The following is a 24,770-nucleotide window of genomic DNA, read 5'->3' on the forward strand; positions in this document are numbered from 1 at the left end:
ATGAGAATTGTAAATCTGACGGAAGAAACCAGAAAGAACATTTTAAAAGATCTGTTAAAAAGAAGCCCAAGCAATTTTGGATCTTATGCAGATACAGTAGAGAAGATCGTAAATGATGTCAGAGACCGTGGAGACGAGGCGTTATTTGGATATACAAAGCAGTTTGATAAAGCAGATATCAATGCCGGAAATGTTCTGGTTACAAAAGAAGAGATTGAATATGCTTATACACAGGTTGATGAGAAGCTGATCGAGGTTATCAGAAAAGCAAAAGAAAACATTCGTACCTATCACGAAAAACAGCGTCAGTACAGCTGGTTTGATTCTGATCCGAAAGGTATCATGCTTGGACAGAAGGTAACAGCATTGGAATCTGTCGGAGTATATGTACCGGGCGGAAAAGCTGTGTATCCATCTTCCGTATTGATGAACATTATGCCTGCAAAGGTAGCAGGTGTTAAAAATATTATAATGACCACTCCTTGTAACAGCGAGGGTGAAGTATATGCGACTACATTGGTTGCAGCAAATGAAGCCGGTGCGACTGCTATCTACAAGGCAGGCGGCGCACAGGCAATCGCGGCTCTTGCATATGGAACGGAATCCATTCCAAAGGTTGATAAGATCGTAGGACCCGGAAATATCTTCGTTGCACTTGCAAAACGTGCGGTATACGGACATGTCAGCATCGATTCGATCGCAGGTCCATCCGAGATCCTTGTAATTGCAGATGAGACTGCAAATCCAAGATATGTTGCTGCCGATCTGTTATCGCAGGCCGAACATGATGAGATGGCATCCGCCATTCTGATCACAACTTCAAAAGAACTTGCCGAAAAGGTATCAGCACAGGTTGATGAATTTATAGAAGTATTATCCAGAAAAGAGATCATACGGAAATCTATTGATACATACGGCTACATCTTATTAGCCGATAATATGGCAGATGCGGTTGAAACAGCAAATGCAATTGCCTCCGAACATCTGGAGATTGTAACTGCAAATCCATTTGATGTCATGACAAGAATCAAGAATGCCGGTGCGATCTTCATCGGTGAATATTCATCCGAACCATTGGGTGATTATTTTGCCGGACCGAACCATGTACTTCCAACAAACGGAACAGCGAAGTTCTTCTCCCCGTTAAGTGTGGATGATTTCATTAAGAAATCCAGTATCATCTATTATTCCAGAGAAGCTCTTGAAGAGGTACATGAGGACATTGAAAGCTTTGCAAAATCAGAGCAGCTTACAGCACATGCTAATTCTATTGCAGTAAGATTTGAATAGTGGTATAATATGAAACCAAGATTGCACAGGCGTCTGTATTATCAGTCCGCCTGTGCTTGTAGTTGCCAAAGTATCGGGAGAAAAATGTATAAAAACAAGGGAGAAAAGATATGGCGGATAGAGCAGTAAAATGCACAAGAAAAACCAGCGAGACAGATATTGTTCTGGAATTAAATCTGGATGGAAAGGGAAATGCAAAGATCGATACCGGTATCGGATTTTTCGATCATATGCTGACAAGCTTTGCCAAACACGGATTCTTTGATCTGAATCTGACTGTAAAAGGTGATCTGTATGTGGATTGTCATCATACGATCGAGGATACGGGAATTGTTCTCGGAAAAGCGATCAAGGGTGCGCTTGGAGATAAGAAATCCATTAAGCGTTTCGGTAATTTCTTTCTTCCTATGGATGAAACGCTTGTTATGTGTGCGATCGACCTTTCCGGAAGACCATACCTTGTTTATGATCTGAACCTGACAACAGAACGGGTTGGATATTTTGATACACAGATGGTAAAGGAATTCTTCTATGCAGTATCCTATGGAGCAGAGATGAACCTGAATCTGAAGCAGTTCTCCGGTTCCAATGACCATCATATCATCGAAGCAGCTTTTAAGGCATTTGCAAAAGCTTTAGATGAAGCAACTTCTATAGACGACAGATTAAATGGTAAAGTGTTATCTACCAAAGGTTCACTTTAAGGAGGTACTATGAGTTATAAGAAAATTATTCCATGTCTGGATCTTGAGAATGCACTCGAAATGGCAAAGTTCTATAACGATGCCGGTGCAGATGAGATTGCATATTTTGACAGTAAAGCAACAAAGGAAGGCAGAGAAGCGAATATTGCAGTTATCAAAGAGATCTGCAAGAATGTCGATATTCCATTGATCGCATGTGGTGGAGTAAGAAGACTGGAAGATATCAAGAAGATGTTATACGCAGGTGCTTCCAAGGTTTGTATGAAATCAGCAGCATTAAATACACCGGAGCTTGTAACGGAAGCCGCTGACCGTTTTGGTTCAGAACGTATCATCGTAACGATCGACCTGAGCGAATGTAAAGAGCCTGTAGCTTATGCAGAGCAGCTTAAGGAACTCGGAGCAGGTGAGCTCCTGTTATTACATAATAATATGGTTCCGGAATATATGGATATCGTAAATGAGATCAAAAATCGTGTAGCACTTCCTGTTATTGTTTCCACCTATTCAACAAATGGGGAAGCAATCTGTGAGATGCTTGAAAAGACAAATGCTGAATCCATTTCTTTATATAATCTGAAACAAATGGATATAATGGAGATAAAGCAGGAATGCAGAAAAGAAGGCATTCCGGTTAATACATTTGAAAGTGCAGTATCCTTTGATGAATTCAAGCTGAATTCTGATGGGCTGATTCCATGTATCACACAGCATTATAAGACTGGGGAAGTTCTTATGATGGCATACATGAATAAGGAATCCTTTGAAAAGACGATTGCGACCGGCAGAATGACATATTACAGCAGAAGCAGACAGGAGCTTTGGACAAAGGGAGAGACATCCGGTCATTTCCAGTTCTTAAAATCATTAAAATTAGACTGTGATAAAGATACCCTGCTTGCAGAGGTTTCCCAGATTGGTGCAGCATGCCACACCGGCAGCCCGACCTGCTTCTTTACTGATCTGGTTAAAAAGGAATACGATAATACCAATCCGTTAAAGGTATTTGAAGAAGAATACGATATTATCGTTGACAGAAGAAATCATCCAAAGGAAGGTTCCTATACAAATTATCTGTTTGACAAAGGAATTGACAAAATACTGAAAAAGGTTGGCGAAGAGGCAACAGAGATTGTAATTGCTGCCAAGAATCCTGATTCAGATGAAATAAAATATGAGATATCAGATTTCCTGTATCACCTTATGGTTCTTATGGTTGAAAGAGGTGTCAGTTGGACTGATATTACCAAAGAACTGGCTGATAGAAGGTAGGAGGAGAAAACAGTGGAAAAATATGGCGTAAATCAATTAAGAAAAATGTTTCTGGAATTTTTTGAGAGCAAGGGACATCTGAAGATGAACAGTTTCTCACTGATTCCACATAATGATAATAGTTTGTTATTGATCAACTCAGGTATGGCACCATTAAAGCCTTACTTTACAGGACAGGAGATCCCGCCAAGAAGACGTGTGACCACCTGCCAGAAGTGTATCCGTACCGGAGATATCGAAAATGTAGGTAAGACTGCAAGACATGGTACATTCTTTGAGATGTTAGGTAACTTCTCATTCGGCGATTACTTCAAGCATGAAGCAATTTCATGGTCATGGGAGTTCCTGACCAAGGTTGTAGGCTTAGATGAAAATCGTTTATATCCATCTATCTACGAGGATGATGACGAAGCATTTGATATCTGGAATAAAGAGATTGGAATTGCACCGGAGAAAATCTTCCGTTTTGGGAAAGAAGATAACTTCTGGGAGCATGGAGCAGGTCCTTGTGGTCCATGTTCCGAAATCTATTATGACAGAGGCGAAAAGTACGGATGCGGTAAGCCTGGCTGTACAGTAGGTTGTGACTGTGACCGTTACATGGAAGTATGGAACAACGTATTTACCCAGTTTGAAAATGACGGCCATAATAACTATACAGAACTGGTTCAGAAGAATATCGATACCGGTATGGGACTGGAGCGTCTGGCTGTTGTTGTTCAGGATGTAGATTCCATCTTTGACGTTGATACGATCAAAGCGTTACGTGATAAAGTATGTGAGATGGCTGGCGTAAAGTACATGGAAGATGAGAAGACAGATGTCTCGATCCGTGTTATTACCGACCATATCCGTTCTGTTACCTTTATGGCATCTGACGGTATCCTTCCATCAAATGAAGGACGAGGTTATGTATTAAGACGTCTTCTCCGTCGTGCAGCAAGACATGGCAGATTACTTGGTATCGAAGGCAGATTCCTTGCAGAGCTTTCAAAGACAGTGATCGAGGTTTCTAAGGATGCATATCCGGAGTTGGAAGAAAAGAAAGCACATATCTTTACCTGTATCAATACAGAAGAAGAAAACTTCAATAAGACGATCGATCAGGGCTTATCAATCCTGAACGGCTTCGTTGAGGAGTTAAATAACAGCGGCAAAAAAGTATTAAATGGCGAAAATGCATTTAAGTTATATGATACCTATGGTTTTCCTCTTGATCTGACAAAAGAGATTCTGGAAGAAAAGGGCATCGAGGTTGATACGGAAGGCTTTAATAAGGCTATGGACAAGCAGAGAGAGACTGCTCGTAAATCAAGAAAAGTATCAAACTACATGGGAGCAGATTCAACTATTTATGAAGACATCGACACAGCTCTCACAAGTAAATTCATTGGTTATGACAAGGTAGAAGCATCTTCCAATATTATTGCCATAACAGCAGAATATAAAGAGGGCGATCAGGTAACATCCGAACTGGTTGATGTTATTTCCGAAGGCACAAACGGTTCGATCATCACAGCAGAGACACCATTTTATGCTACTATGGGTGGTCAGATCGGTGATGCCGGTGTGATCGAGACAGAGAGCGGACGTTTCATCGTTAAAGATACGATCAAGGTTGCCGGTGATAAGATCGCACATCTTGGCTATGTTGAATCCGGTGAATTAAAGAATGGAAGCACAGCGAAGCTTTCTGTAACAGCAGACAGACGTGCACTGATCTGTAAAAATCATTCCGCTACACATCTGCTCCAGAAAGCCTTAAAGATGGTCCTTGGTGATCATGTTGAACAGGCTGGTTCTTATGTATCCGAAGACCGTTTAAGATTCGACTTTACACATTTTCAGGCTATGACTCCTGAGGAAATCGCCAAGGTTGAAGCAATCGTAAATGAACAGATTGATAAAGACCTTAAGGTTAAGACAGAGGTTATGAGTATTGAAGATGCCAAGAAGACAGGTGCTATGGCATTGTTTGGTGACAAGTACGGCGAGAAGGTTCGTGTTGTATCTATGGATGACTTCTCCGTTGAATTCTGTGGTGGTACTCATGTTCCGAATACCGGTGTGATCGGTACATTTAAGATCATCTCTGAAATGGGTGTTGCTGCCGGTGTCAGAAGAATTGAAGCACTGACTTCTGTTGGCGCATTTAATTATTATAAAGAGATGGAAGACGAGTTGAAAGCAGCAGCAAAGGCAGCAAAAGCTGAACCTGCAAAGCTGGCTGAAAAGATCGAGACAATGCTCGCTGAGATCAAAGCGCTGACATCTGAAAATTCCAAGCTGAAGGATAAGCTGGCAAAGAATTCTGCCGGAGATGCACTTGCAGATGCAATAGATATAAATGGCGTAAAGGTTCTTGCTACCAGCGTAGAAGATACCGATATGAACGCACTTCGTAATCTGGGTGATGATTTCAAGAACAAGCTTGGTACATCGGTTATCGTTCTTGCTTCCGCAAAGGATGGCAAGGTAAATCTGATCGCTATGGCAACAGACGATGCTGTAAAGAAGGGAGCACATGCAGGAAATATTATCAAAGCGTCTGCAGCACTTGTAGGCGGTGGCGGCGGTGGTCGTCCAAACATGGCTCAGGCCGGGGGAAAGAATCCTGCCGGTATTGCAGATGCACTTGCAAAAGCAGTTGAAACAGCCAAAGAACAGTTAAATGCCTAAAAATAGAAAAATAGAAAATAATAAAATTTTTTGTTGACGTTTTAATAATATATGTTATAATTGACTTCGTGCTTAAATAATACCCAAACAGTTGTTATTTTATTAGCATAGTACACAACTGGAGGGAGGTCAGGTGAGAGAATGTCAAATGTAATAGTTAAAGAAAACGAAACATTAGATAGCGCTCTTCGCAGATTCAAGAGAAATTGTGCGAAGGCTGGTATCCAGCAGGAGATTCGTAAGAGAGAACATTACGAAAAGCCAAGCGTTAGACGTAAAAAGAAATCAGAGGCAGCTAGAAAGCGCAAATATAAATAATCTATAGTTTGGATTAGTAAATATGATTTTTTTGAGTACCGAGCAATCGGTACTCTTTTTTTACGCGAGCAACGAGCCGAAGTCTGTGTTTACACGAGGCCTCGGCGACTGCCGCGATAACCACAAGAAAATTACAAAGTAATTTTCTTGTGGTTGCGGAAGTATCTATCTGTGCTTGGCTCACTTACGCAAAAAGTTGACACAGACAACGCTATAAGATACAATAAATTAATATTCGAAAACGAAAGGGACAAACGAATATGAAAAACGCAATTAATATTTTTGCAATAATCTTTGCCTGGGGAGCACTGATCTTAAGTATTTTTGCATTTGGCGATATGACCGGAAATATATTTAAGGCAGTTACCTATGGATTGATTGTAGGAAATGCCGTTCTGGTTAATTTTATCTGTGTCCATAATCTTAAAGAGAATAAAGAGTAAGTCATAATCCGATACCCAACCAACATAGTATAGATATAAAGTCAATTGGGTATCAGATCATGCAGCTTCCATTTAATCATAACAGTCTATATGATGTGCCGGATGTCACACCGGACATTAAAAAAAGTTCGTCTAAAATCACAATTCATGATAACCACATTATCTATATTGAAAACTATAAATGTATTATATCCTGTTCAGATACTCAGATCCTTGTTAAAACTAAAAAGAATACCATATCGATAAATGGAATTTGCTTGAAAATTGAATATTACTGCCCGGAAGAACTGAAGATATCAGGCAATATTCTATATATCAATTATGAATGATAATGTTGTGTACATAGAAGGGAGAAACCGGATGTTTGATATTATATTAAGGTATCTGTATGGCTTTGCAAAAATTCATCTTCGCGGCATTCATATCAACCGTTTTGTTAATCTATGCAAAGCGAGAGATATTAAGCTTTGGGATCTGGAGCAGAAAGAAGATGAAATATTCTTTTTTACTGCTTCTAAGGATATAGCACGGTTGGAAGAACCTGCACGGAAAACAGAAAGTGACGTAGAGATTCTAAGAGTATATGGTATTCGCGAGTTTATTCGAAAAAATAAAAAAAGAATTCCATTTGTGGCTGGGTTTATCTTGTTTGCTGTTTTGATTTATATTCAATCGTTATTTATATGGGAAATTTCCGTTTCCGGTGAATCAGATTATACATCGGATGAGATACTACAGCATATCAATGAATATTATGTGCAGACAGGAACTCCGAAATCAAAAGTAGATTGCGCCGAGCTTGAGAAGAACCTCCGAAAAGATTTTGAAGATATCGCATGGATATCATGTGCGCTTACAGGAACAAAGTTGTCTGTAGAGATTACGGAAACATTGAATGTATGTACGGACACCTCCATGAAAGGGCCATGCAACATCGTTGCATCAAAGAACTGTACGATCGCAGAGATCGTAACCGCTTCCGGTACACCAGTGGTTAAATCAGGGGATGACGTAAAAAAAGGGGATGTCCTGATATCCGGAGCTGTCTATCTGTATGATGACAATAACGAAGTGATGGATACAAATTATGTGTCGGCAGAAGGAGAGGTTTATGGCATCTGTGTGTATCATTATGATGAAAGTATACCAAGAACAAATTATGTGAAAGAGTATACCGGAAACGAGAAAAAATATTATTCCTTTGGATTGTTAAAGTATGATTTTACCCCTTATGTACCGAAATGTCCTTATGATACATTCGACCGATTAAGTGATGATAAGAGATTACACATAGGAAAAAATCTTTATCTGCCATTTGAGATAAAAAAGACTACAGTCAAAGAATACACATTGATGATGAAAAAATTGTCCGAAAAAGATGCTACAGATAAAATGCAGGAAAAATTAAATCACTATATTGGCAATTTGCAAGAAAAAGGGGTGCAAATAATAGAAAAAAATGTTAAAATAACATGTAGCGAGGACGCATGCCATGCAGTTGGAGATATCACTGTAAAACAGCTGATCGGTGTCCCGCATGAATTACAGATAATAAGTGAGGAGCAGACACTTGAGTGAATTCAGCAAATCAATTACTGTTATGTCCGAATACGTTCAAAATGTATTTGGACAATTTGATGTACATGCAAAAAAAATTGAAAAAGCATTTCATGTTTCTATGATCCTGCGCGATGATAAGCTGAAGATTTCAGGAGAAGAAAAAGACGTGGAGCAGGCGGTTCATGTACTGATCCAGTTATTTGCAGTTGCAGCCAGAGGTACTGCGATTGATGAACAGAAGGTCGATTATACGATAGCCATGTCTAAGGATCATCCTCAGGAAACACAGGAAAATATCGCTGAGTTGGATCGGGATATCATTTGTCATACGATCAACGGCAAACCGATCAAACCAAAAACACACGGACAGAAGGCATATGTAAATGCAATCGATAAATCCATGATCGTATTCGGTGTAGGTCCTGCCGGAACCGGTAAGACATATCTGGCAATGGCGAAAGCGATCACTGCATTCAAAAACGGTGAAGTGAATCGTATTATATTGACACGTCCGGCGATCGAAGCAGGTGAGAAATTAGGTTTTCTGCCTGGCGATCTGCAAAGTAAGGTCGATCCTTATTTAAGACCGCTTTATGATGCGCTCTATGAGATCATGGGACCGGAATCTTTCGCTAAAAATATGGAAAAAGGATTGATAGAGGTTGCTCCGCTTGCGTATATGCGAGGCCGGACTCTGGATAATGCGTACATCGTGCTTGATGAGGCACAGAATACAACTCCTGCACAGATGAAAATGTTCTTAACCCGTATCGGATTTGGATCAAAAGCCATCATTACTGGAGACCTTTCCCAGAAAGATCTTCCGTTTGAGACAAGATCCGGACTTGAAGTTGCACTGATGGTTATTAAAAACATCGAAGAAATCAGTGTTTGTCATCTGACAAGTCTTGATGTTGTGAGACATCCGCTTGTACAGAAGATTGTCAATGCCTACGAAGTGTATGAGGAAAAGCAGAACAGACAGAAGAAAAGATCCGACCAGACAAAGCATGAGATAAGTGACAGCAAGCGTTACGGAGATAACCGCAATAATAAGAGAAAAAGGTAAGGATGTACAATGTCTTTAAATATTGAAAATGAATTCGGAGAGATCCGTGTGCCTGATTATGAACATGTAATAGAGACTGTGATCGGACAGGCGCTGGATTTTATCAAATGCCCATATGAATGTGAGATTTATGTATTACTCACAGACAATTCGGGCATACAGACTATCAATAATTGTCAGAGAAATATCGATGCACCTACAGATGTGCTGTCATTTCCTCTGATTGATTATAAAGAACCCGGAGATTTTAGTGTTGTAGACGGGGATACCTGTGATTATTTCAATCCGGAATCAGGAGAACTGATGCTTGGAGATATTATTATTTCCATGGATCGAGTATATGAACAGGCAAAAAGTTACAATCACTCGAACACCAGAGAACTGGCATTTCTGGTTGCACACAGTATGCTTCATTTATTTGGTTATGATCATATAGATGAAGAAGAACGCAAACAGATGGAAGATCTTCAGGAACAAATACTTAATGAGAAAGGATACACAAGGGATTATGAAGAAAACTAAATATGCAATTGCATTAGCAGCATTAGGAGTTTTATCACTTGGTGTTATGGGATGTGGAAAGAAAGAGACATCAACAGAAGGAACCACAGAAACCACAACGACAGAAGCAACAACAGAAGCAACTACAGAGGCAACAACAGAAGCTCAGCATGAGGGCGTGTACAACGACCTGACCGGAGAATGGGTTACAGACCGTACAGAAGAATATGGACGCCCGATCGCGGTTATGTTAAATAACATTTCTGACGCAATGCCGCAGTGTGATATAGGAAAGGCAGATATTGTTTATGAGATGAAGGTAGAAGGTGGAATCACACGTTTGCTTGGAATCTTCAATGATTATTCCAATCTTGAAAAACTGGGTTCAATCAGAAGCTGCCGTCCATATTATGTAACAGTTGCTATGGAATATGATGCTATCTACATGCATTATGGTCAGTCTCCACAGGGAGAAGATAAGCTTGCAAGCTCAGGGATCAATAATCTGAGTGGCTTAAGCTCAGAAGGTGGCGTAACATACTACAGAGCATCTGACCGGGTATCTCCACATAATGTATTCACAGATACCGAGAAGATCAAAGCCGGAATCGAACAGAAGGGCTATGAAACAAAACACAGCGACAGCTTTGAAAGTGTATTTTCATTCAATGATGAGATCACAACACCTGCCGGTGGGGAAACCGCTAACGAGATCAAGACACCAATCAGCAACTATACATCACCTTGGTTTGAATATCATGCTGATGATGGTCTCTATTACAGATTCCAGTATGGCGGAGAACAGACCGATGGAAATACAGGCGAACAGCTTAAGTATGAAAACGTCCTGATCCAGTTTGCTCATTATACAAGCATTGACGATCACGACAGACAGCAGCTTGATCTGGTCGGTGAAGGCACAGGCCTTTACGCATCAAATGGTGTGATCATTCCTGTAACATGGAAAAAATCTTCTGAAAATGCTATAACAAAGTACTACACAGAAGACGGCAATGAATTAAAACTGAATCCGGGAAAAACATGGGTAACTGTTTTTGAAAAAGATAAAGCAGACAGTGTAACCTGGAACTAAAATTTAATCAGACTTTTAAGATGTCTGTCATATCGGTTATGATATGGCAGGCATCTTTTTGTATATTTAGCCGTAAAATGCAGATAATCACTGATAAGAGGTGATTATTATGAAAAAAGTGCTTTTTTTGATCGGTGGAGCGGTGTTACTTTTTTTATTTTCATTTTACTGTTCATATTCGATCTATAAGAATTCTCGTGGATGCAATGATACAACGAAAGGACAGTCTAATATCGAAGAATATATCTGGACGATTGACAGAACAGATTCAGAAGAAACCACGGATGCGGTTGACAGGGTAGAGACGGTTGAAACCATATCAAAAAAAGAAAACTCCGAAACAGAAGAAGCTGCAGAAAAAGACTATCATTTTCTGGTCAGTGATCTGAATGGTTATGTTGCGGTTTTTACAGAAAAGGGAAGCTTATATGAATTTACCGACATTCGGATGGATCAATTGGAAAATAATATGAAAAAACGAATAGAAAATGGAATAAAATTTCAAAAAGCGAAAGAATTATTTACTTTCCTTGAATCATGTTCCAGTTAATGCTAGAATATGGGATGATTTAAAAGGAGAGAACAAATGATATATGATATGATCGTTATCGGTGCGGGAGCATCCGGCATGACAGCGGCTGCCTGTGCAGCAGATCCGAATATGATTTCAGATAAAAAGACTGATCCGGCATCGAAAAAACAACTTAAAATTCTGCTACTTGAAAAAAATAAAAAGATCGGGAAGAAGATTTATGCGACAGGAAACGGAAAGTGTAATATCGCAAATCAGGCATTTGATATAAACTGTTATTTCAGTAACAATGAGTTTTTCCCTTATAAGGTAATCGCTGCGGATGATTATAAAAAAGTAATTTCATTTTTTGAACAGGTGGGTGTATTGGTATCAGATGAAAATGGATATTATTACCCGATGTCCAGACAGGCTTCGACTGTTGTATGGGCATTTAATGATGTTCTGAAAAAGAATGAAATCGAGATCCATACCGGAGAACAGGTTGCAGAGATATCCATAAACAAGGATCATATCTATGAGATAAAAACAGATCATGCCGTGTATCATACAAAAAATGTTGTTCTTTCATGTGGCGGATCAGCAGCCCCGGCTCTTGGAGGAACAGATGCCGGTTTAGATCTGCTGGAACAGTTAGGCGTTCCTGTTTATCAGTTCCATCCGGCATTATGTAAGGTGAAATGCACAGAAGATATATCTGAATTATCAGGTGTTCGATGCAAAGCAGGCGTTTATGTTGAATGTGGAGAAAATTCGACTTCTGATCACGAGAAAGAATTTGGCGAGGTACAGTTTACTGATACCTGTATCTCCGGCATTGTCGTATTCAACCAGAGCCATATCATCGGTGAAGCCTTAGAAGCCGGCGAACATGTCAGGCTCCACATATCACCGATACCGACGATGAATAAAGAAGATGTATTAAAGTATCTGAGAACATTTGTAAAGAACAATCCTGAGCGGAATATTCAGGCCTGTCTGAACGGACTGGTGCATGAAAAGCTCGGAGCCTATATAATAAAAAAATGCGGCACAGAGAAAAAGAGTGTGCAGCAATTATCAGAAAAAGAACTGGTAGAGCTGGCAGGTATACTCTTTGATCTACGGTTTGAGATCACGGACACAGCAGAGATTACAGAGGCACAGGTAGCACGCGGAGGAGCAGACACAAGATTTGTAAATCCTGAAACAATGGGATTAAAGATGGTTCCCGGATGTTATGTTACAGGAGAACTATTAGATGTAGATGGAAAATGCGGCGGATACAATCTTATGTGGGCAGTTATCACAGGAATGAAAGCAGGAAAGAGTATATATGATTCGTATAAATAATATCAAATTGAAAATCGGCTATACGGCAGATGATATAGAGGCTGTAATTAAGAAAAATCTGAAGCTTTCGTATGTGCCTGCATATAAAATTGCCAAATTATCGATTGACAGCCGTAAAAAAGATCAGATCCATTATGTGGCAGCTGTAGATGTAATTTGTGACAATGAAGAAAAGATATTGCGAAAAGTTCACAATAACAATATTATGTTAACAAAAGAAACAATATACCTGATACCGGAGCCGGGAACTACGCCGATGCAGTATCGACCGGTTATTATCGGAAGCGGCCCGGCAGGTTTGTTTGCAGGACTTTTTCTCGCAAGAGAGGGCTATCGACCGATTATTCTGGAACGTGGTATGGCGGTTGATGAACGAACAGCCTGTGTAAATGGATACTGGAAAAAGGAACATCCGTTAAATCCAAACTGCAATGTTCAGTTTGGGGAAGGCGGAGCCGGAACATTTTCTGACGGTAAATTGAATACCGTAATTAAGGATAAATCAGGAAGAAGGACTGCGGTTCTTAAGACATTTGTCGAATTTGGTGCAGATCCGTCAATCCTATATGTGAATAAGCCTCATATCGGTACAGATGTGTTATTGACTGTAGTCAAGAATATCAGAAATGAGATTATAAGGCTGGGTGGAGAGGTGCGATTTGAGCAGCTTGTAACAGATATAGAAGTGATAGATTCTGAGACAACGCTCTTACAGATAAAGAAGCTTTTGAAACCGGAAGACACATATGAATTAAAAAGCAATGCGGTGATACTTGCAATCGGTCACAGTGCAAGAGATACCTTTGAAATGCTCTATAAGCGTGGAATTCCGATGGAACAGAAGCCGTTTGCAATGGGACTCCGGATCGAACATCCAAGAACCTTTATCAATGAAGCACAATATGGATATCATCCCGATTATGAAGATTTACTGCCGACAGCAGATTATAAGCTGGTGCATCAGGCAGCAAACGGACGGGCGGTCTACTCCTTCTGTATGTGTCCCGGTGGTTACGTTGTAAATGCATCCTCAGAATCCGGAAGGATATGTGTCAATGGTATGAGCTACAGTGACCGAAAAGCGGATAATTCAAACAGTGCGATCGTTGTGAATGTTACGCCGGAAGATTATCCGGGAGATCATCCGCTTGCCGGTATGTATTTTCAGAGAGAGCTTGAAGAAAAGGCGTATCAGGCAGGAAAAGGAGCAGTTCCGGTACAACGTTTCGGTGATTTTAGAATGAACAGAATGTCTGAAATAGCCGGCAAGATCAAGCCTTGCATAAAGGGGGCGTATACGTTTTCCAACCTGAATTGTTGTTTGCCAGAGTATATCAGAGATGCTATAATAGATGGTGTTTTGTCATTTGACCGGGTGATATCCGGTTTTGCAGATGATGATGCAATATTAAGCGGCGTGGAAGCAAGAACATCTTCGCCGATAAAGATACTACGCGATGCAGATCTGACATCTGCACATACTTGTATTTATCCCTGTGGAGAAGGTGCAGGTTACGCGGGAGGTATAACATCCGCAGCCGTTGACGGAATAAAAGTTTTTGAGGCGGTTATGTCGAAATTTATGATACCGGAAGCATCAACCGGAAATCAGAGAATGTGAGGTTTCAGATATAAAATGGAAGATCGTTTATACTTAAAAAATAAAAAAAGAATCGTGATCAAGATCGGCTCATCTTCATTGATCCATGAGGAGACGGGTGGGCTTGATTACATAAAACTTGAAAAACTGGTACGGATCATCAGTGATCTGAAAAATCAGGATAAGGATGTTGTATTGGTATCCTCCGGTGCGATCGGTGTTGGTTCGAAGTCGTTAGGGCTTCAGAAAAAACCAAAGACAACATCACTCAGACAGGCATGTGCAGCAGTTGGACAAGGACAGCTCATGATGGTATACCAGCGCCTGTTCTATGAATATCACCAGATTGCAGCACAGGTTCTTCTGACATTTGATGTAATCACATCTCAGGAAAGAAGACATAACGCTGTAAATACTTTTAATGAATTATTACAAATGGATGTTATTCCTGTAGTTAATGAGAATGATACAGTTGCAATTGAAGAAGTGGATATAAACTTTGGAGATAATGATACCCTTTCCGCTATCGTAGCCAACATGATCAATGCCGACCTTTTATTATTATTGACAGATATTGATGGCTTGTACACGGACGATCCGAGAAATAATCCGGATGCAACATTGATCCCTGTCGTAGAACGTATCGACGATAAGATCAAAGCAATGGCAAAGGGTGCAGGCTCCGGATATGGAACCGGTGGTATGACGACAAAAATCTCTGCAGCGAAGATTGCTGCAAATTCAGGAGCAGATATGCTTATTTTGTCAGGAGATGATATAGGGAATCTCGGTCGGGCATTAAATGGCGAATCTGTCGGAACCTTATTTAAAGCATATAAAGAGCCGAATTTTGATGTCGTAAGATACATTACACATAAGGAATATCTGCAGTAGCAATGGATATAGTGTGTACCACACGTATCATATATAAGATGGTATCTGATCAAACAGAAGCAGTATACGATTCAGAAATAACAGTAATGAACAGGTGAATAAGAATGGACGAAAAAAAGATTGCAAGAATCAATGAATTATATAAGAAATCCAAGACTCCGGCAGGACTTACGCCGGCTGAAAAGGAAGAACAGAAAAATCTTAGACAGGAATATATTTTTGCCATGAAGCAGAATCTGAGAAGTGTATTAAATAACATTGATATCAAAGAACCGGATGGTAGTATTACCAGACTGGAAGATATCGATCCAACAAAAAAAGTATGATGGAACAGACAAAAGCAGAACTAAGAAAACAATATAAACAAAAGCGGCGTGCCTTAACACCGGAGCAGGTGACCGCTGCTTCAGCACAGATCAGGAAGCGATTTATGAATTCAGATGGATATAAAGACTGCAATCATCTGCTGATCTATGTCAGTCAGGATAATGAAGTGGATACGATCGAGATTATAGAGCAGGCACTTACAGATGACAAAATCGTTGCTGTGCCAAAGGTATACGGAGATCATATGCATTTTCATCGGATTCATGGAATGAGCGATCTAAAGGTAGGTGCATATGGCATCTTAGAGCCTGTCGGCTGTGATATGCTTCATCCGACGGAAGGAATTCTGATCGTTCCGGGAATTGTATTTGATAAAAACGGACATCGGATCGGATATGGTGGAGGATATTATGACCGTTATATGAAGCTTCATCCGGAACTTACTGCGGTTGCATTTGCCTATGATTATCAGGTGTTGCCGGAGATTTCATGCGAATCATTTGACGAAAGGCCGGATCAGCTTCTGACTCCGTCAGAGATATACAGCTTTATGGAGAAGAATATTGGTTAATAAACTTATCAGAATAACGAAAACGAATTTATACAGAAATTCAACAAGAACATTAAACACATACCGGAGAACAATATGATTAATGAAATTGATAAAAAAATAGATACAATCGATATAACAGAACCTTGTCCTGCCGAAGAACCATTTCGGCAATATTATTTTATAAAAAAAGCAAGGGGGTATTACCGGGAGCTTGCGAAAAAAGCAGGAAGAAACCTGACCTGCTCGATCCAGACCTATGGATGTCAGATGAATGTAAGAGACTCCGAGAAGCTGACCGGTATTCTGGAAGAAATCGGATATACAAGCAGTGATTCTGAGGATGCAGACCTTGTTATATATAATACCTGCACAGTCCGTGAGAATGCGAATCGAAAAGTCTACGGACATCTTGGAATCATGAAACATGACAAAGAGACACATCCAGATAAGATGATCGGGCTTTGCGGATGTATGATGCAGGAACCGGATGTTGTAGCTACAATTCAAAAGAAATATCGATTTGTAGATATGGTATTTGGCACGCATAATGTATTCAAACTGGCTGAAATCTACTGCAACCGTATCGAAGCCGGCGGACAGGTAGTGGACATCTGGAAGGATACCAATCTTGTTGTGGAAGATCTTCCGGTTAAGAAGGAATTCCCATTTAAGTCCGGTGTCAATATTATGTTCGGATGCAATAATTTCTGTACATATTGTATCGTGCCATATGTCAGAGGCAGAGAACGCAGCAGACAACCGGAGGACATCATAAGAGAGGTTAAGCGGCTTTCAGAGGAGGGTGTAAAAGAGATCATGCTCCTTGGTCAGAATGTGAATTCTTATGGAAAGACGTTAGAGAAACCGATGACATTTGCCGAATTATTGCAGAAGGTGACAGAAGTTGATGGAATTGAACGTGTTCGTTTTATGACCTCCCATCCAAAGGATCTGTCCGATGAACTGATCGATGTGATCGCGGCAAATGAAAAGATCTGCCGTCACATCCATCTTCCGATGCAGTCCGGCTCATCCAGGATATTAAATCAGATGAATCGTCGCTATACAAAAGAATCTTATCTGGAATTAGTAGACAAGATCCGCAGACAGATTCCTGAAATATCACTTACAACCGATATTATTGTCGGTTTTCCCGGAGAAACAGAAGAAGATTTCTTAGAGACAATGGATGTAGTGAATCGGGTAAGGTTTGATACAGCATTTACATTTATATATTCCAAGCGCACCGGAACACCGGCGGCAACATTTGAGGATCATGCAACAAAGGAAGAGATCCAGAACCGTTTTGACCGTCTGATCAAGCGAGTATCAGAGATCAGCGGTGAGGAGATCTGCCGTTATAAAGGTCAGGTCATGCCTGTACTGATTGAAAGCGTCAGCGAACAGAATCCGGAACTCTTAACCGGTCGTCTGTCAAATAATATTCTGGTACATTTTAAAGGTGATCCGTCTATGATCGGCGAGATCCGGGATGTTTCGCTGGATGAATGTAAAGGCTTTTATTATATGGGAAATCTTGTATAAACCGAATTTATAGAATAGGGGTAAAAAACAGTGGCAGCTTTAACACCAATGATGCAGCAGTATATGGAAGTGAAGAATCAGTACAAGGACTGTATATTATTTTACAGACTTGGTGATTTCTATGAAATGTTTTTTGATGATGCCCTGACCGCATCCAAGGTTCTTGAGATCACTTTGACCGGAAGGGACTGCGGACAGCCGGAACGTGCACCGATGTGTGGCGTTCCATATCATGCCTGCGATGTCTACCTAAATAAGCTGATCGAGAATGGTTTTAAGGTAGCAATCTGTGAACAGGTTGAAGATCCAAAGCTTGCAAAAGGCATAGTAAAACGTGAGGTTATCCGGGTGGTAACACCGGGTACAAATATGTCAAATGCAATTCTTGATGAAACAAGAAATAATTATCTGATGAGTATTTTTGAAAACGATGGTGCATTCGGAATCTCACTGGTAGATATCACGACCGGTGAGTTTAAGACAGCGAGAGTTCCATCCTTATCAAAGCTTACGGATGAGATCAACAAATATTCTCCTGCCGAGATCATCGGCAATCATTCTTTCATGAATTGTGATCTGGATTTCGTTTATCTGAGGGAGAAAATGAAAATTTCCATTTCTGAAGCGCCGGAGCATTATTTCAATCAAATGCTATGTGAAGATGCAATTATGAGGCAGTTCGGCGTTAATAATATGGACGGGCTTGGACTGAAGGATTTCCCTGACTGTATCTTATCCTCCGGAGTCCTGCTTCAGTATCTGCATGAGACACAGAAGAATTTCCTTGCACATATCAATCATATCGTGCTGTATTCCATCGACGATTTCATGATTCTTGATTCCGCAACCAGAAGAAATCTGGAGCTTTGTGAGACACTTCGTGACAAGCAGAAACGAGGTTCTTTGTTATGGGTATTGGATAAAACCAAGACAGCAATGGGTGCGAGAATGCTTCGAAGCATGATCGAGCAGCCTTTGATATATAAAAAGGATATCGAAGCAAGACTTGATGCAATAGAACAGTTAAATAATGATATGATCAATCGTGATGAGATGCGGGAATATCTGAACCCGATCTATGATCTGGAACGACTGATGACAAGGATTTCCCTACGATCCGCAAATCCACGCGATATGATCGCATTTAAGACATCCCTTTCATATCTGCCGTATATCAGACAGCTTTTACAGATCTATCCGGATGGGCTTCTTGCAGATATTTATGAGAAAATGGATGAATTACAGGATATTTATGACCTGTTAGAGCGTTCGATCAACGACGATCCTCCGATACTGATCCGTGAAGGCGGTATTTTCAAGGATGGTTATCTGGAAGAAATTGATACTTTAAAATCGGCAAAGACAGATGGCAAGACATGGCTTGCAGAATTGGAGGAACGGGAAAAGCAGAAGACAGGAATAAAGAATCTTCGCATCAAGTTCAATAAAGTATTTGGCTATTATTTTGAGGTGACTAATTCCTATAAGGATCTGGTACCTGAATATTTTATAAGAAAACAGACACTTGCAAATTCAGAACGATATACAACAGAAGAACTGGACAATCTTGCAGGTTCGATTCTTGGTTCTGAAGATAAATTATATGCACTGGAATATGAAACCTATATTGCGCTCAGAGATAAGATTGCGGGTGAGATCCTGCGTGTGCAGAATACAGCAAGACAGATTGCTTTATTAGACTGTCTCTGTTCGCTGTCATATGTGGCATCTGCCAATCAGTTTGTTCGTCCGGAGATAAACGAAGATGGTGTAATTGATATCAAAGAAGGTCGCCATCCTGTCGTTGAGAAGATGATGAACAACGGTATGTTCATATCAAATGACACCTATCTGAATAATTTTGAGAGCAGGATATCGATCATAACCGGACCGAATATGGCTGGTAAATCCACCTATATGCGTCAGACGGCACTGATCGTTTTAATGGCGCAGATCGGAAGCTTTGTTCCTGCTGCTTCAGCAAATATCGGTATCTGTGATCGTATCTTCACCAGAGTAGGGGCATCCGATGATCTTGCAAGCGGGCAAAGCACTTTCATGGTAGAGATGAGTGAGGTTGCAAATATTCTTCGAAATGCAACGAAGAACAGTCTGCTGATCTTAGATGAGATCGGACGAGGAACCAGTACATATGACGGACTTAGTATTGCATGGGCAGTTGTGGAATATATCAGTAACAGTGAACTGCTTGGAGCAAAAACGTTATTTGCCACCCACTATCATGAGCTGACAGAATTAGAGGGTAAGTTATCCTCTGTAAATAACTACTGTATTGCAGTAAAAGAAGACGGTGATGATATCGTATTCTTACGAAAGATCGTAAAAGGCGGAGCGGATCGAAGCTATGGTATTCAGGTAGCTAAGCTTGCCGGAGTACCGGATATCGTGATCGATCGTGCAAATGAGATCTGCAACCAGCTTATCGATACGGATATAACGACGAAATTAAAAGATATCAAGATAACAAATGATTTTCATAAAAGTGCTTCCGATACCCAGATGTCATTTCTGGCAAATCCTGAAGAAAGTGCTATTTTAGAGGAGATCAAGAATGCGGATCTATCCAACATGACACCGATGAAAGCATTGTTATACCTGAATGAATTACAGGAGCGAATCCGTTAAGGAGAACCTATGATTAAATTACTGGATCAATATACAATTGATAAGATCGCAGCCGGTGAAGTGATCGAGCGTCCCGGCTCGGTTATAAAAGAATTAGTGGAGAATTCCATCGATGCGGGTGCAACCGCGATCACCATCGAGATCAAGGAAGGCGGAATGAGTTTTATCCGTATCACAGACAATGGATGCGGTATCTCAAAAGAAGAAGTCCCGGTTGCCTTCCTTCGCCATGCAACCAGCAAGCTTCAGACGGCGGATGATCTGTTAAAGATCGCATCCTTAGGCTTCCGTGGCGAGGCGTTATCTAGTATAGCCGCAGTTGCCCAGGTAGAGCTGATCACCAAGCAGGAAGATGCGCTTACCGGAACCAGATATCAGATCCATGGCGGAAAAGAGATCTCAAATGAGGAAATCGGCGCACCGCTTGGTACAACGATCGTTGTAAGAAATCTGTTCTATAATACACCTGCCAGAAAGAAATTCATGAAGACGCCTGCAACAGAGGGCTCGTATATTTACGATCTTGTCTGCCGTATGGCAATGTCACATCCGGATGTTTCATTTAAGTTCATTATGAATGGGACAGATAAGCTATTTACATCCGGCAACGGCAGACTAAAAGAGATCATCTATCATATATATGGTAGAGATATTACGAATAACCTCCTGGAGATCAATGCAGCAAATGATCAGGTAAAGATCACAGGATATCTTGCAAAACCGAGTATATCCAGAGGTAACCGTTCATTCGAGGATTATTATGTGAATCAAAGGTATATAAAGAGCAATATATTAACAAAGGCAATCGAAGATGCATATCGTACCTTTGTTATGGTTCATAAATTTCCATTTACAGTTATCAATTTTGAGATTGATCCATCTCTGATCGATGTGAATATCCATCCTGCAAAACGGGAATTGAAGTTCATAAATGAACCGGATATGTATGATTTTACTTATATCAGCGTTAGAAAGGCCCTGTTATTTAAAGAGCTGATCCCGACTGTTACACCGGGAAAGGATATGCGGCCGGAGACACTGGCAGAACGCAAAGTGGAGAAACGCCCGGAGCCATTCGAAGCTAACAGGAGAGCCGCAGAGCTTCCTCCGCAGCCGGCAAGGCCAGCGCAGCAGAAAAAGCCAAGCATGCCAATGCAACCGGCAAATTCAGGTATATCTGCTCAACCAACGCCGACACCATCTGTTACGATGGAAAACAGAAGTAGCTCGCCGGTTGAAATCCAATATTTGAAAGAAGATAACCAGTCTGGTAAAAATATCACAAATAATATGGTCGCTGAAAATATTGTTCCGTATTTGACACAACCGACAAAGACAGCATTAAATCCTGCTGAAGCGGGTGTACAGACTAACGAAACATCAGAACAGAAGAAACAGGAACCGATCACCCCGGAAGCTAAGGTCAAATACGAGCAGATGGATATGTTTGAAGATAAGTTTCTGACACCGGAAGCTAAGAAAAAGCACAGGATCATCGGACAGTTATTTAAGACATACTGGCTGATCGAGTATGAAGACAAGTTCTTTATCATGGATCAGCATGCCGCACATGAAAAGGTAAAATTTGAGGAATTAATGGCAAACTATAAGAATAAGACAGCCATTCCACAGTACCTGATGCCGCCTGCGATCGTATCCTTGAGCGGAACAGAATCAGAGTTCTTACGGGAAAATCTGGAATTTTTCCAGAATCTGGGATTTCAGATCGAGGGCTTCGGAGGAAAGGAATATAAACTGTCAGCCGTTCCGGCAAATCTGTTCGGATTAGACGGCAGGGAACTGTTTCTGGAATTTATCGGAGAGTTATCCGAAAACGGACAGAAACAGACGATCGACACCTTTATCAGCAAACTTTCCACAATGGCGTGTAAAGCTGCGATAAAAGGGAATACTTCCATTAGCTTTAAGGAGGCAGACACCCTGATCGACCAGTTGATGAAGCTTGAAAATCCATATACCTGTCCGCATGGCAGACCAACCCTGATCTCCATGACAGAGACAGAACTAGAAAAGAAATTCAAACGAATTGTTTAGTAATTAAACTTATATAGAAACGGAGCAGCAAATGAAGCCTCTTGTTATATTAACCGGACCGACAGCCGTAGGTAAAACAAATCTGTCGATCGGTCTTGCAAAAAGAATAAATGGTGAGATCATTTCTGCAGATTCCATGCAGGTCTATCGAAAGATGGATATCGGAACTGCCAAGATCATGCCGGAGGAAATGGATGGAGTTCCCCATCATCTGATCGATGTATTAGATCCGAAGGAGCCGTTTAATGTTGTATTATTTAAAAAACTTGCAACAAAGGCGATGGATGATATCTATGCCAGAGGACGGATACCTGTCATTGTCGGCGGAACCGGCTTTTATATTCAGGCAGTTTTATACGATATTCATTTCGATGAAAATGACGATGATAAAAGCTACCGTACTTATCTGGAACAGCTTGCGGAAAAACATGGAAATCTCTGCCTTCATCAGATGCTTGAAAAAGTGGATCCGGCGTCAGCCGCAACCATTCATTATAACAACCGCAAACGTGTGATCCGGGCATTGGAATTCTATAAAGAGACAGGAATCCCAATCTCCGAACATAACGAGAAAGAATCCAAACGGATTTCTCCATATAATTTTGAATATTTTGTGTTAAATGATGCAAGATCAAAATTATATGATAGAATAGACAGGCGAATTGACATCATGGTAGAACAGGGATTGATCGAAGAGGTAAAGGCATTAAAGGATCAGGGATATACAAAAGATCTAATATCCATGCAGGGACTTGGATATAAAGAGATCCTCGATTATCTGGATGGTGTAACATCTCTGGATGAAGCCCTCTATATCTTAAAACGTGATACCAGACATTTTGCCAAACGTCAGATCACATGGTTTAAGAGGGAAAAAGAAGTCACCTGGGTGGATAAGAGTGAATTCACATCAGAAGATACCATTATGGATTTCATGCTTGAACAGTTGCGGTCAAAGGGAATTATTTCATAAAATAAAATGGAGCAGATAAAATGAACACATTATTAAAAGATTATTATACATCCTTACACATTGATGAACGGGTATTTGATTACTGTCAGAAGATTGAAGACAGCTTAAAGGACCGTTTTGCAGCGATCGATGCCATTTGTGAAATCAACCAGATGAAGGTCATCAAAGCCATGCAGGATAATCGTCTGGCAGAAGCGCATTTTGCAGGTTCCTCCGGATATGGTTATACCGATGACGGACGAGATGCACTCGAACGGATCTATGCAGATGTATTCCATACGGAAGATGCGCTGGTCCGTTCTCAGATCACCTGTGGAACACATGCGATCTGTACGGCGTTATTTGGTAACTTAAGACCGGGAGATGAACTGCTTGCAATTTCAGGAAAACCATATGATACGATGGATGAGATCATCGGACTTCGCCCTTCACCGGGTTCTTTGGCAGAATATGGTGTTACATACGCCCAGGTAGATCTGACACCGGAAGGAGAGTTTGATTTTGACGGAATCCGAAATGCGATCAATGAACACACAAAGCTTGTAGAGATCCAGCGTTCCAAGGGTTATGCCGTACGTCCGACTTTATCCTGTGAGAAGATCGGAGAAGCAATCGCATTTGTAAAGAGTATCCGTCCGGACATCATCTGTATGGTAGATAACTGTTATGGCGAATTTGTGCAAGATAAAGAACCAACAGACTATGGCGCAGATCTGATCGCAGGTTCCCTGATCAAGAATCCGGGTGGCGGACTGGCTCCGATCGGTGGTTATATCTGTGGTAAGAAGGAATATGTGGAAAATGCCGCATATCGTCTTACAACTCCGGGACTTGGCAAAGAGGTTGGTGCATCTTTAAATAATACAAAGGCTTTTGCACAGGGCTTATTCATGGCTCCATCGGTTACGGCAAGTGCTTTAAAGGGTGCGATCTTTGCTGCAAATGTATATGAAAATCTTGGTTTTAAGACAGTTCCGAATAAGACAGAGGATCGTTTTGATATCATACAGGCAGTTGAACTTCAGACACCGGAACGTGTAGTTGCTTTCTGTGAAGGGATTCAGGCGGCTGCACCGGTTGACAGCTATGTAAAGCCTGTACCATGGGATATGCCGGGATATGATTCTCCTGTCATCATGGCGGCCGGTGCATTTGTATCCGGTTCTTCAATTGAACTTAGTGCGGATGCCCCTATGAGAGAACCGTATGCTGTATATTTTCAGGGAGGACTTACCTATCAGCATGCAAAATTTGGAATTGTAATGACATTGCAAAAAATGGTAGAAAATAACCTTATAGTGTGGTAGATTATTTTAGAACAAAAGCCGAAAAGAAAAAACGGTAAATACTCCTTACCGATTCGTGGAGAGACGGAGACGAAGGA

Annotated in this window: 22 protein-coding genes; all 22 read left to right on the forward strand. The window is 40.8% G+C overall.

The window, feature by feature from the left end:
* The 22 genes from hisD (at window position 1) to LK416_04955 (ending at window position 24,693) form a co-directional block, all read left to right on the forward strand.
* Entirely contained in the window at window positions 1–1,290 is a 1,290-nt protein-coding gene (gene hisD, locus LK416_04850; GenBank protein UEA75513.1) for a histidinol dehydrogenase, read from the forward strand.
* A gap of 110 nt (window positions 1,291–1,400) precedes the next feature.
* On the forward strand, window positions 1,401–1,994 hold the full coding sequence (gene hisB / locus LK416_04855) for an imidazoleglycerol-phosphate dehydratase HisB (protein ID UEA75514.1): 594 nt from the start codon (window positions 1,401–1,403) through the stop codon (window positions 1,992–1,994).
* Between the two features lie 9 nt (window positions 1,995–2,003).
* Window positions 2,004–3,266 carry a bifunctional phosphoribosyl-AMP cyclohydrolase/phosphoribosyl-ATP diphosphatase HisIE gene (hisIE, locus tag LK416_04860; protein UEA75515.1) on the forward strand — a complete coding sequence of 421 codons (1,263 nt, stop codon included), beginning with the start codon at window positions 2,004–2,006 and terminating at the stop codon, window positions 3,264–3,266.
* 12 nt (window positions 3,267–3,278) lie between these two features.
* Entirely contained in the window at window positions 3,279–5,945 is a 2,667-nt protein-coding gene (gene alaS, locus LK416_04865) for an alanine--tRNA ligase (protein UEA75516.1), read from the forward strand.
* Window positions 5,946–6,086: 141 nt separating this feature from the next.
* Window positions 6,087–6,263 (forward strand): 30S ribosomal protein S21, encoded by a 177-nt coding sequence (rpsU, locus tag LK416_04870; protein ID UEA75517.1) that lies wholly within the window; start codon window positions 6,087–6,089, stop codon window positions 6,261–6,263.
* 260 nt (window positions 6,264–6,523) lie between these two features.
* Entirely contained in the window at window positions 6,524–6,706 is a 183-nt protein-coding gene (locus LK416_04875; protein ID UEA75518.1) for a hypothetical protein, read from the forward strand.
* A 59-nt stretch (window positions 6,707–6,765) separates the two neighbouring features.
* Window positions 6,766–7,035, forward strand: coding sequence for a YabP/YqfC family sporulation protein (locus tag LK416_04880; GenBank protein UEA75519.1), 270 nt, complete (start codon window positions 6,766–6,768; stop codon window positions 7,033–7,035).
* Window positions 7,036–7,066: 31 nt separating this feature from the next.
* On the forward strand, window positions 7,067–8,284 hold the full coding sequence (locus tag LK416_04885) for a sporulation protein YqfD (protein ID UEA75520.1): 1,218 nt from the start codon (window positions 7,067–7,069) through the stop codon (window positions 8,282–8,284).
* Between the two features lie 22 nt (window positions 8,285–8,306).
* The gene (locus LK416_04890) at window positions 8,307–9,335 is read left to right on the forward strand and encodes a PhoH family protein (protein UEA75866.1); all 1,029 of its coding nucleotides are present in this window, start codon (window positions 8,307–8,309) and stop codon (window positions 9,333–9,335) included.
* A 9-nt stretch (window positions 9,336–9,344) separates the two neighbouring features.
* Complete coding sequence (gene ybeY / locus LK416_04895) at window positions 9,345–9,857, forward strand: rRNA maturation RNase YbeY (protein ID UEA75521.1); 513 nt, start codon at window positions 9,345–9,347, stop codon at window positions 9,855–9,857.
* Window positions 9,844–10,929, forward strand: a complete 1,086-nt coding sequence (locus LK416_04900) for a DUF3048 domain-containing protein (GenBank protein UEA75522.1) — start codon at window positions 9,844–9,846, stop codon at window positions 10,927–10,929. Before ybeY ends, LK416_04900 begins: the two co-directional genes overlap by 14 nt.
* 109 nt (window positions 10,930–11,038) lie before the next feature.
* The gene (locus tag LK416_04905) at window positions 11,039–11,479 is read left to right on the forward strand and encodes a hypothetical protein (GenBank protein UEA75523.1); all 441 of its coding nucleotides are present in this window, start codon (window positions 11,039–11,041) and stop codon (window positions 11,477–11,479) included.
* 36 nt (window positions 11,480–11,515) lie between these two features.
* Window positions 11,516–12,793 carry an aminoacetone oxidase family FAD-binding enzyme gene (locus LK416_04910; protein UEA75524.1) on the forward strand — a complete coding sequence of 426 codons (1,278 nt, stop codon included), beginning with the start codon at window positions 11,516–11,518 and terminating at the stop codon, window positions 12,791–12,793.
* Window positions 12,777–14,414, forward strand: coding sequence for an FAD-dependent oxidoreductase (locus LK416_04915; protein UEA75525.1), 1,638 nt, complete (start codon window positions 12,777–12,779; stop codon window positions 14,412–14,414). Before LK416_04910 ends, LK416_04915 begins: the two co-directional genes overlap by 17 nt.
* A 15-nt stretch (window positions 14,415–14,429) precedes the next feature.
* Window positions 14,430–15,287, forward strand: a complete 858-nt coding sequence (gene proB / locus LK416_04920) for a glutamate 5-kinase (protein ID UEA75526.1) — start codon at window positions 14,430–14,432, stop codon at window positions 15,285–15,287.
* Window positions 15,288–15,391: 104 nt separating this feature from the next.
* The gene (locus LK416_04925; GenBank protein ID UEA75527.1) at window positions 15,392–15,613 is read left to right on the forward strand and encodes a DUF896 domain-containing protein; all 222 of its coding nucleotides are present in this window, start codon (window positions 15,392–15,394) and stop codon (window positions 15,611–15,613) included.
* Window positions 15,613–16,185, forward strand: coding sequence for a 5-formyltetrahydrofolate cyclo-ligase (locus LK416_04930; GenBank protein UEA75867.1), 573 nt, complete (start codon window positions 15,613–15,615; stop codon window positions 16,183–16,185). The genes LK416_04925 and LK416_04930 overlap by 1 nt, the downstream gene beginning before the upstream one ends.
* 75 nt (window positions 16,186–16,260) lie before the next feature.
* Window positions 16,261–17,712 (forward strand): tRNA (N6-isopentenyl adenosine(37)-C2)-methylthiotransferase MiaB, encoded by a 1,452-nt coding sequence (gene miaB / locus LK416_04935; protein ID UEA75528.1) that lies wholly within the window; start codon window positions 16,261–16,263, stop codon window positions 17,710–17,712.
* Window positions 17,713–17,760: 48 nt separating this feature from the next.
* On the forward strand, window positions 17,761–20,358 hold the full coding sequence (mutS, locus tag LK416_04940) for a DNA mismatch repair protein MutS (protein UEA75868.1): 2,598 nt from the start codon (window positions 17,761–17,763) through the stop codon (window positions 20,356–20,358).
* A gap of 9 nt (window positions 20,359–20,367) precedes the next feature.
* A complete protein-coding gene (gene mutL, locus LK416_04945; protein UEA75529.1) occupies window positions 20,368–22,413 on the forward strand; it encodes a DNA mismatch repair endonuclease MutL in 2,046 nt (681 codons plus the stop codon).
* A gap of 31 nt (window positions 22,414–22,444) precedes the next feature.
* Window positions 22,445–23,386: a tRNA (adenosine(37)-N6)-dimethylallyltransferase MiaA gene (gene miaA, locus LK416_04950; GenBank protein ID UEA75530.1), complete on the forward strand. Its 942-nt coding sequence runs from the start codon at window positions 22,445–22,447 to the stop codon at window positions 23,384–23,386.
* 20 nt (window positions 23,387–23,406) lie between these two features.
* Complete coding sequence (locus LK416_04955; GenBank protein ID UEA75531.1) at window positions 23,407–24,693, forward strand: methionine gamma-lyase family protein; 1,287 nt, start codon at window positions 23,407–23,409, stop codon at window positions 24,691–24,693.
* Window positions 24,694–24,770: the final 77 nt, after the last annotated feature.

Source organism: Lachnospiraceae bacterium GAM79, from assembly GCA_020735665.1.
GTDB lineage: Bacteria > Bacillota > Clostridia > Lachnospirales > Lachnospiraceae > Coprococcus.

Excerpts from the sequence above, each read along its gene's own strand:
- hisD (UEA75513.1), top strand. The coding sequence starts at position 1 with ATGAGAATTGTAAATCTGACGGAAGAAACCAGAAAGAACATTTTAAAA.
- hisB (UEA75514.1), top strand. The coding sequence starts at position 1,401 with ATGGCGGATAGAGCAGTAAAATGCACAAGAAAAACCAGCGAGACAGAT.
- hisIE (UEA75515.1), top strand. The coding sequence starts at position 2,004 with ATGAGTTATAAGAAAATTATTCCATGTCTGGATCTTGAGAATGCACTC.
- rpsU (UEA75517.1), top strand. The coding sequence starts at position 6,087 with ATGTCAAATGTAATAGTTAAAGAAAACGAAACATTAGATAGCGCTCTT.
- LK416_04875 (UEA75518.1), top strand. The coding sequence starts at position 6,524 with ATGAAAAACGCAATTAATATTTTTGCAATAATCTTTGCCTGGGGAGCA.
- LK416_04880 (UEA75519.1), top strand. The coding sequence starts at position 6,766 with ATGCAGCTTCCATTTAATCATAACAGTCTATATGATGTGCCGGATGTC.
- LK416_04885 (UEA75520.1), top strand. The coding sequence starts at position 7,067 with ATGTTTGATATTATATTAAGGTATCTGTATGGCTTTGCAAAAATTCAT.
- LK416_04890 (UEA75866.1), top strand. The coding sequence starts at position 8,307 with ATGTCCGAATACGTTCAAAATGTATTTGGACAATTTGATGTACATGCA.
- ybeY (UEA75521.1), top strand. The coding sequence starts at position 9,345 with ATGTCTTTAAATATTGAAAATGAATTCGGAGAGATCCGTGTGCCTGAT.
- LK416_04900 (UEA75522.1), top strand. The coding sequence starts at position 9,844 with ATGAAGAAAACTAAATATGCAATTGCATTAGCAGCATTAGGAGTTTTA.
- LK416_04905 (UEA75523.1), top strand. The coding sequence starts at position 11,039 with ATGAAAAAAGTGCTTTTTTTGATCGGTGGAGCGGTGTTACTTTTTTTA.
- LK416_04910 (UEA75524.1), top strand. The coding sequence starts at position 11,516 with ATGATATATGATATGATCGTTATCGGTGCGGGAGCATCCGGCATGACA.
- LK416_04915 (UEA75525.1), top strand. The coding sequence starts at position 12,777 with ATGATTCGTATAAATAATATCAAATTGAAAATCGGCTATACGGCAGAT.
- proB (UEA75526.1), top strand. The coding sequence starts at position 14,430 with ATGGAAGATCGTTTATACTTAAAAAATAAAAAAAGAATCGTGATCAAG.
- LK416_04925 (UEA75527.1), top strand. The coding sequence starts at position 15,392 with ATGGACGAAAAAAAGATTGCAAGAATCAATGAATTATATAAGAAATCC.
- LK416_04930 (UEA75867.1), top strand. The coding sequence starts at position 15,613 with ATGGAACAGACAAAAGCAGAACTAAGAAAACAATATAAACAAAAGCGG.
- miaB (UEA75528.1), top strand. The coding sequence starts at position 16,261 with ATGATTAATGAAATTGATAAAAAAATAGATACAATCGATATAACAGAA.
- mutS (UEA75868.1), top strand. The coding sequence starts at position 17,761 with ATGATGCAGCAGTATATGGAAGTGAAGAATCAGTACAAGGACTGTATA.
- mutL (UEA75529.1), top strand. The coding sequence starts at position 20,368 with ATGATTAAATTACTGGATCAATATACAATTGATAAGATCGCAGCCGGT.
- miaA (UEA75530.1), top strand. The coding sequence starts at position 22,445 with ATGAAGCCTCTTGTTATATTAACCGGACCGACAGCCGTAGGTAAAACA.
- LK416_04955 (UEA75531.1), top strand. The coding sequence starts at position 23,407 with ATGAACACATTATTAAAAGATTATTATACATCCTTACACATTGATGAA.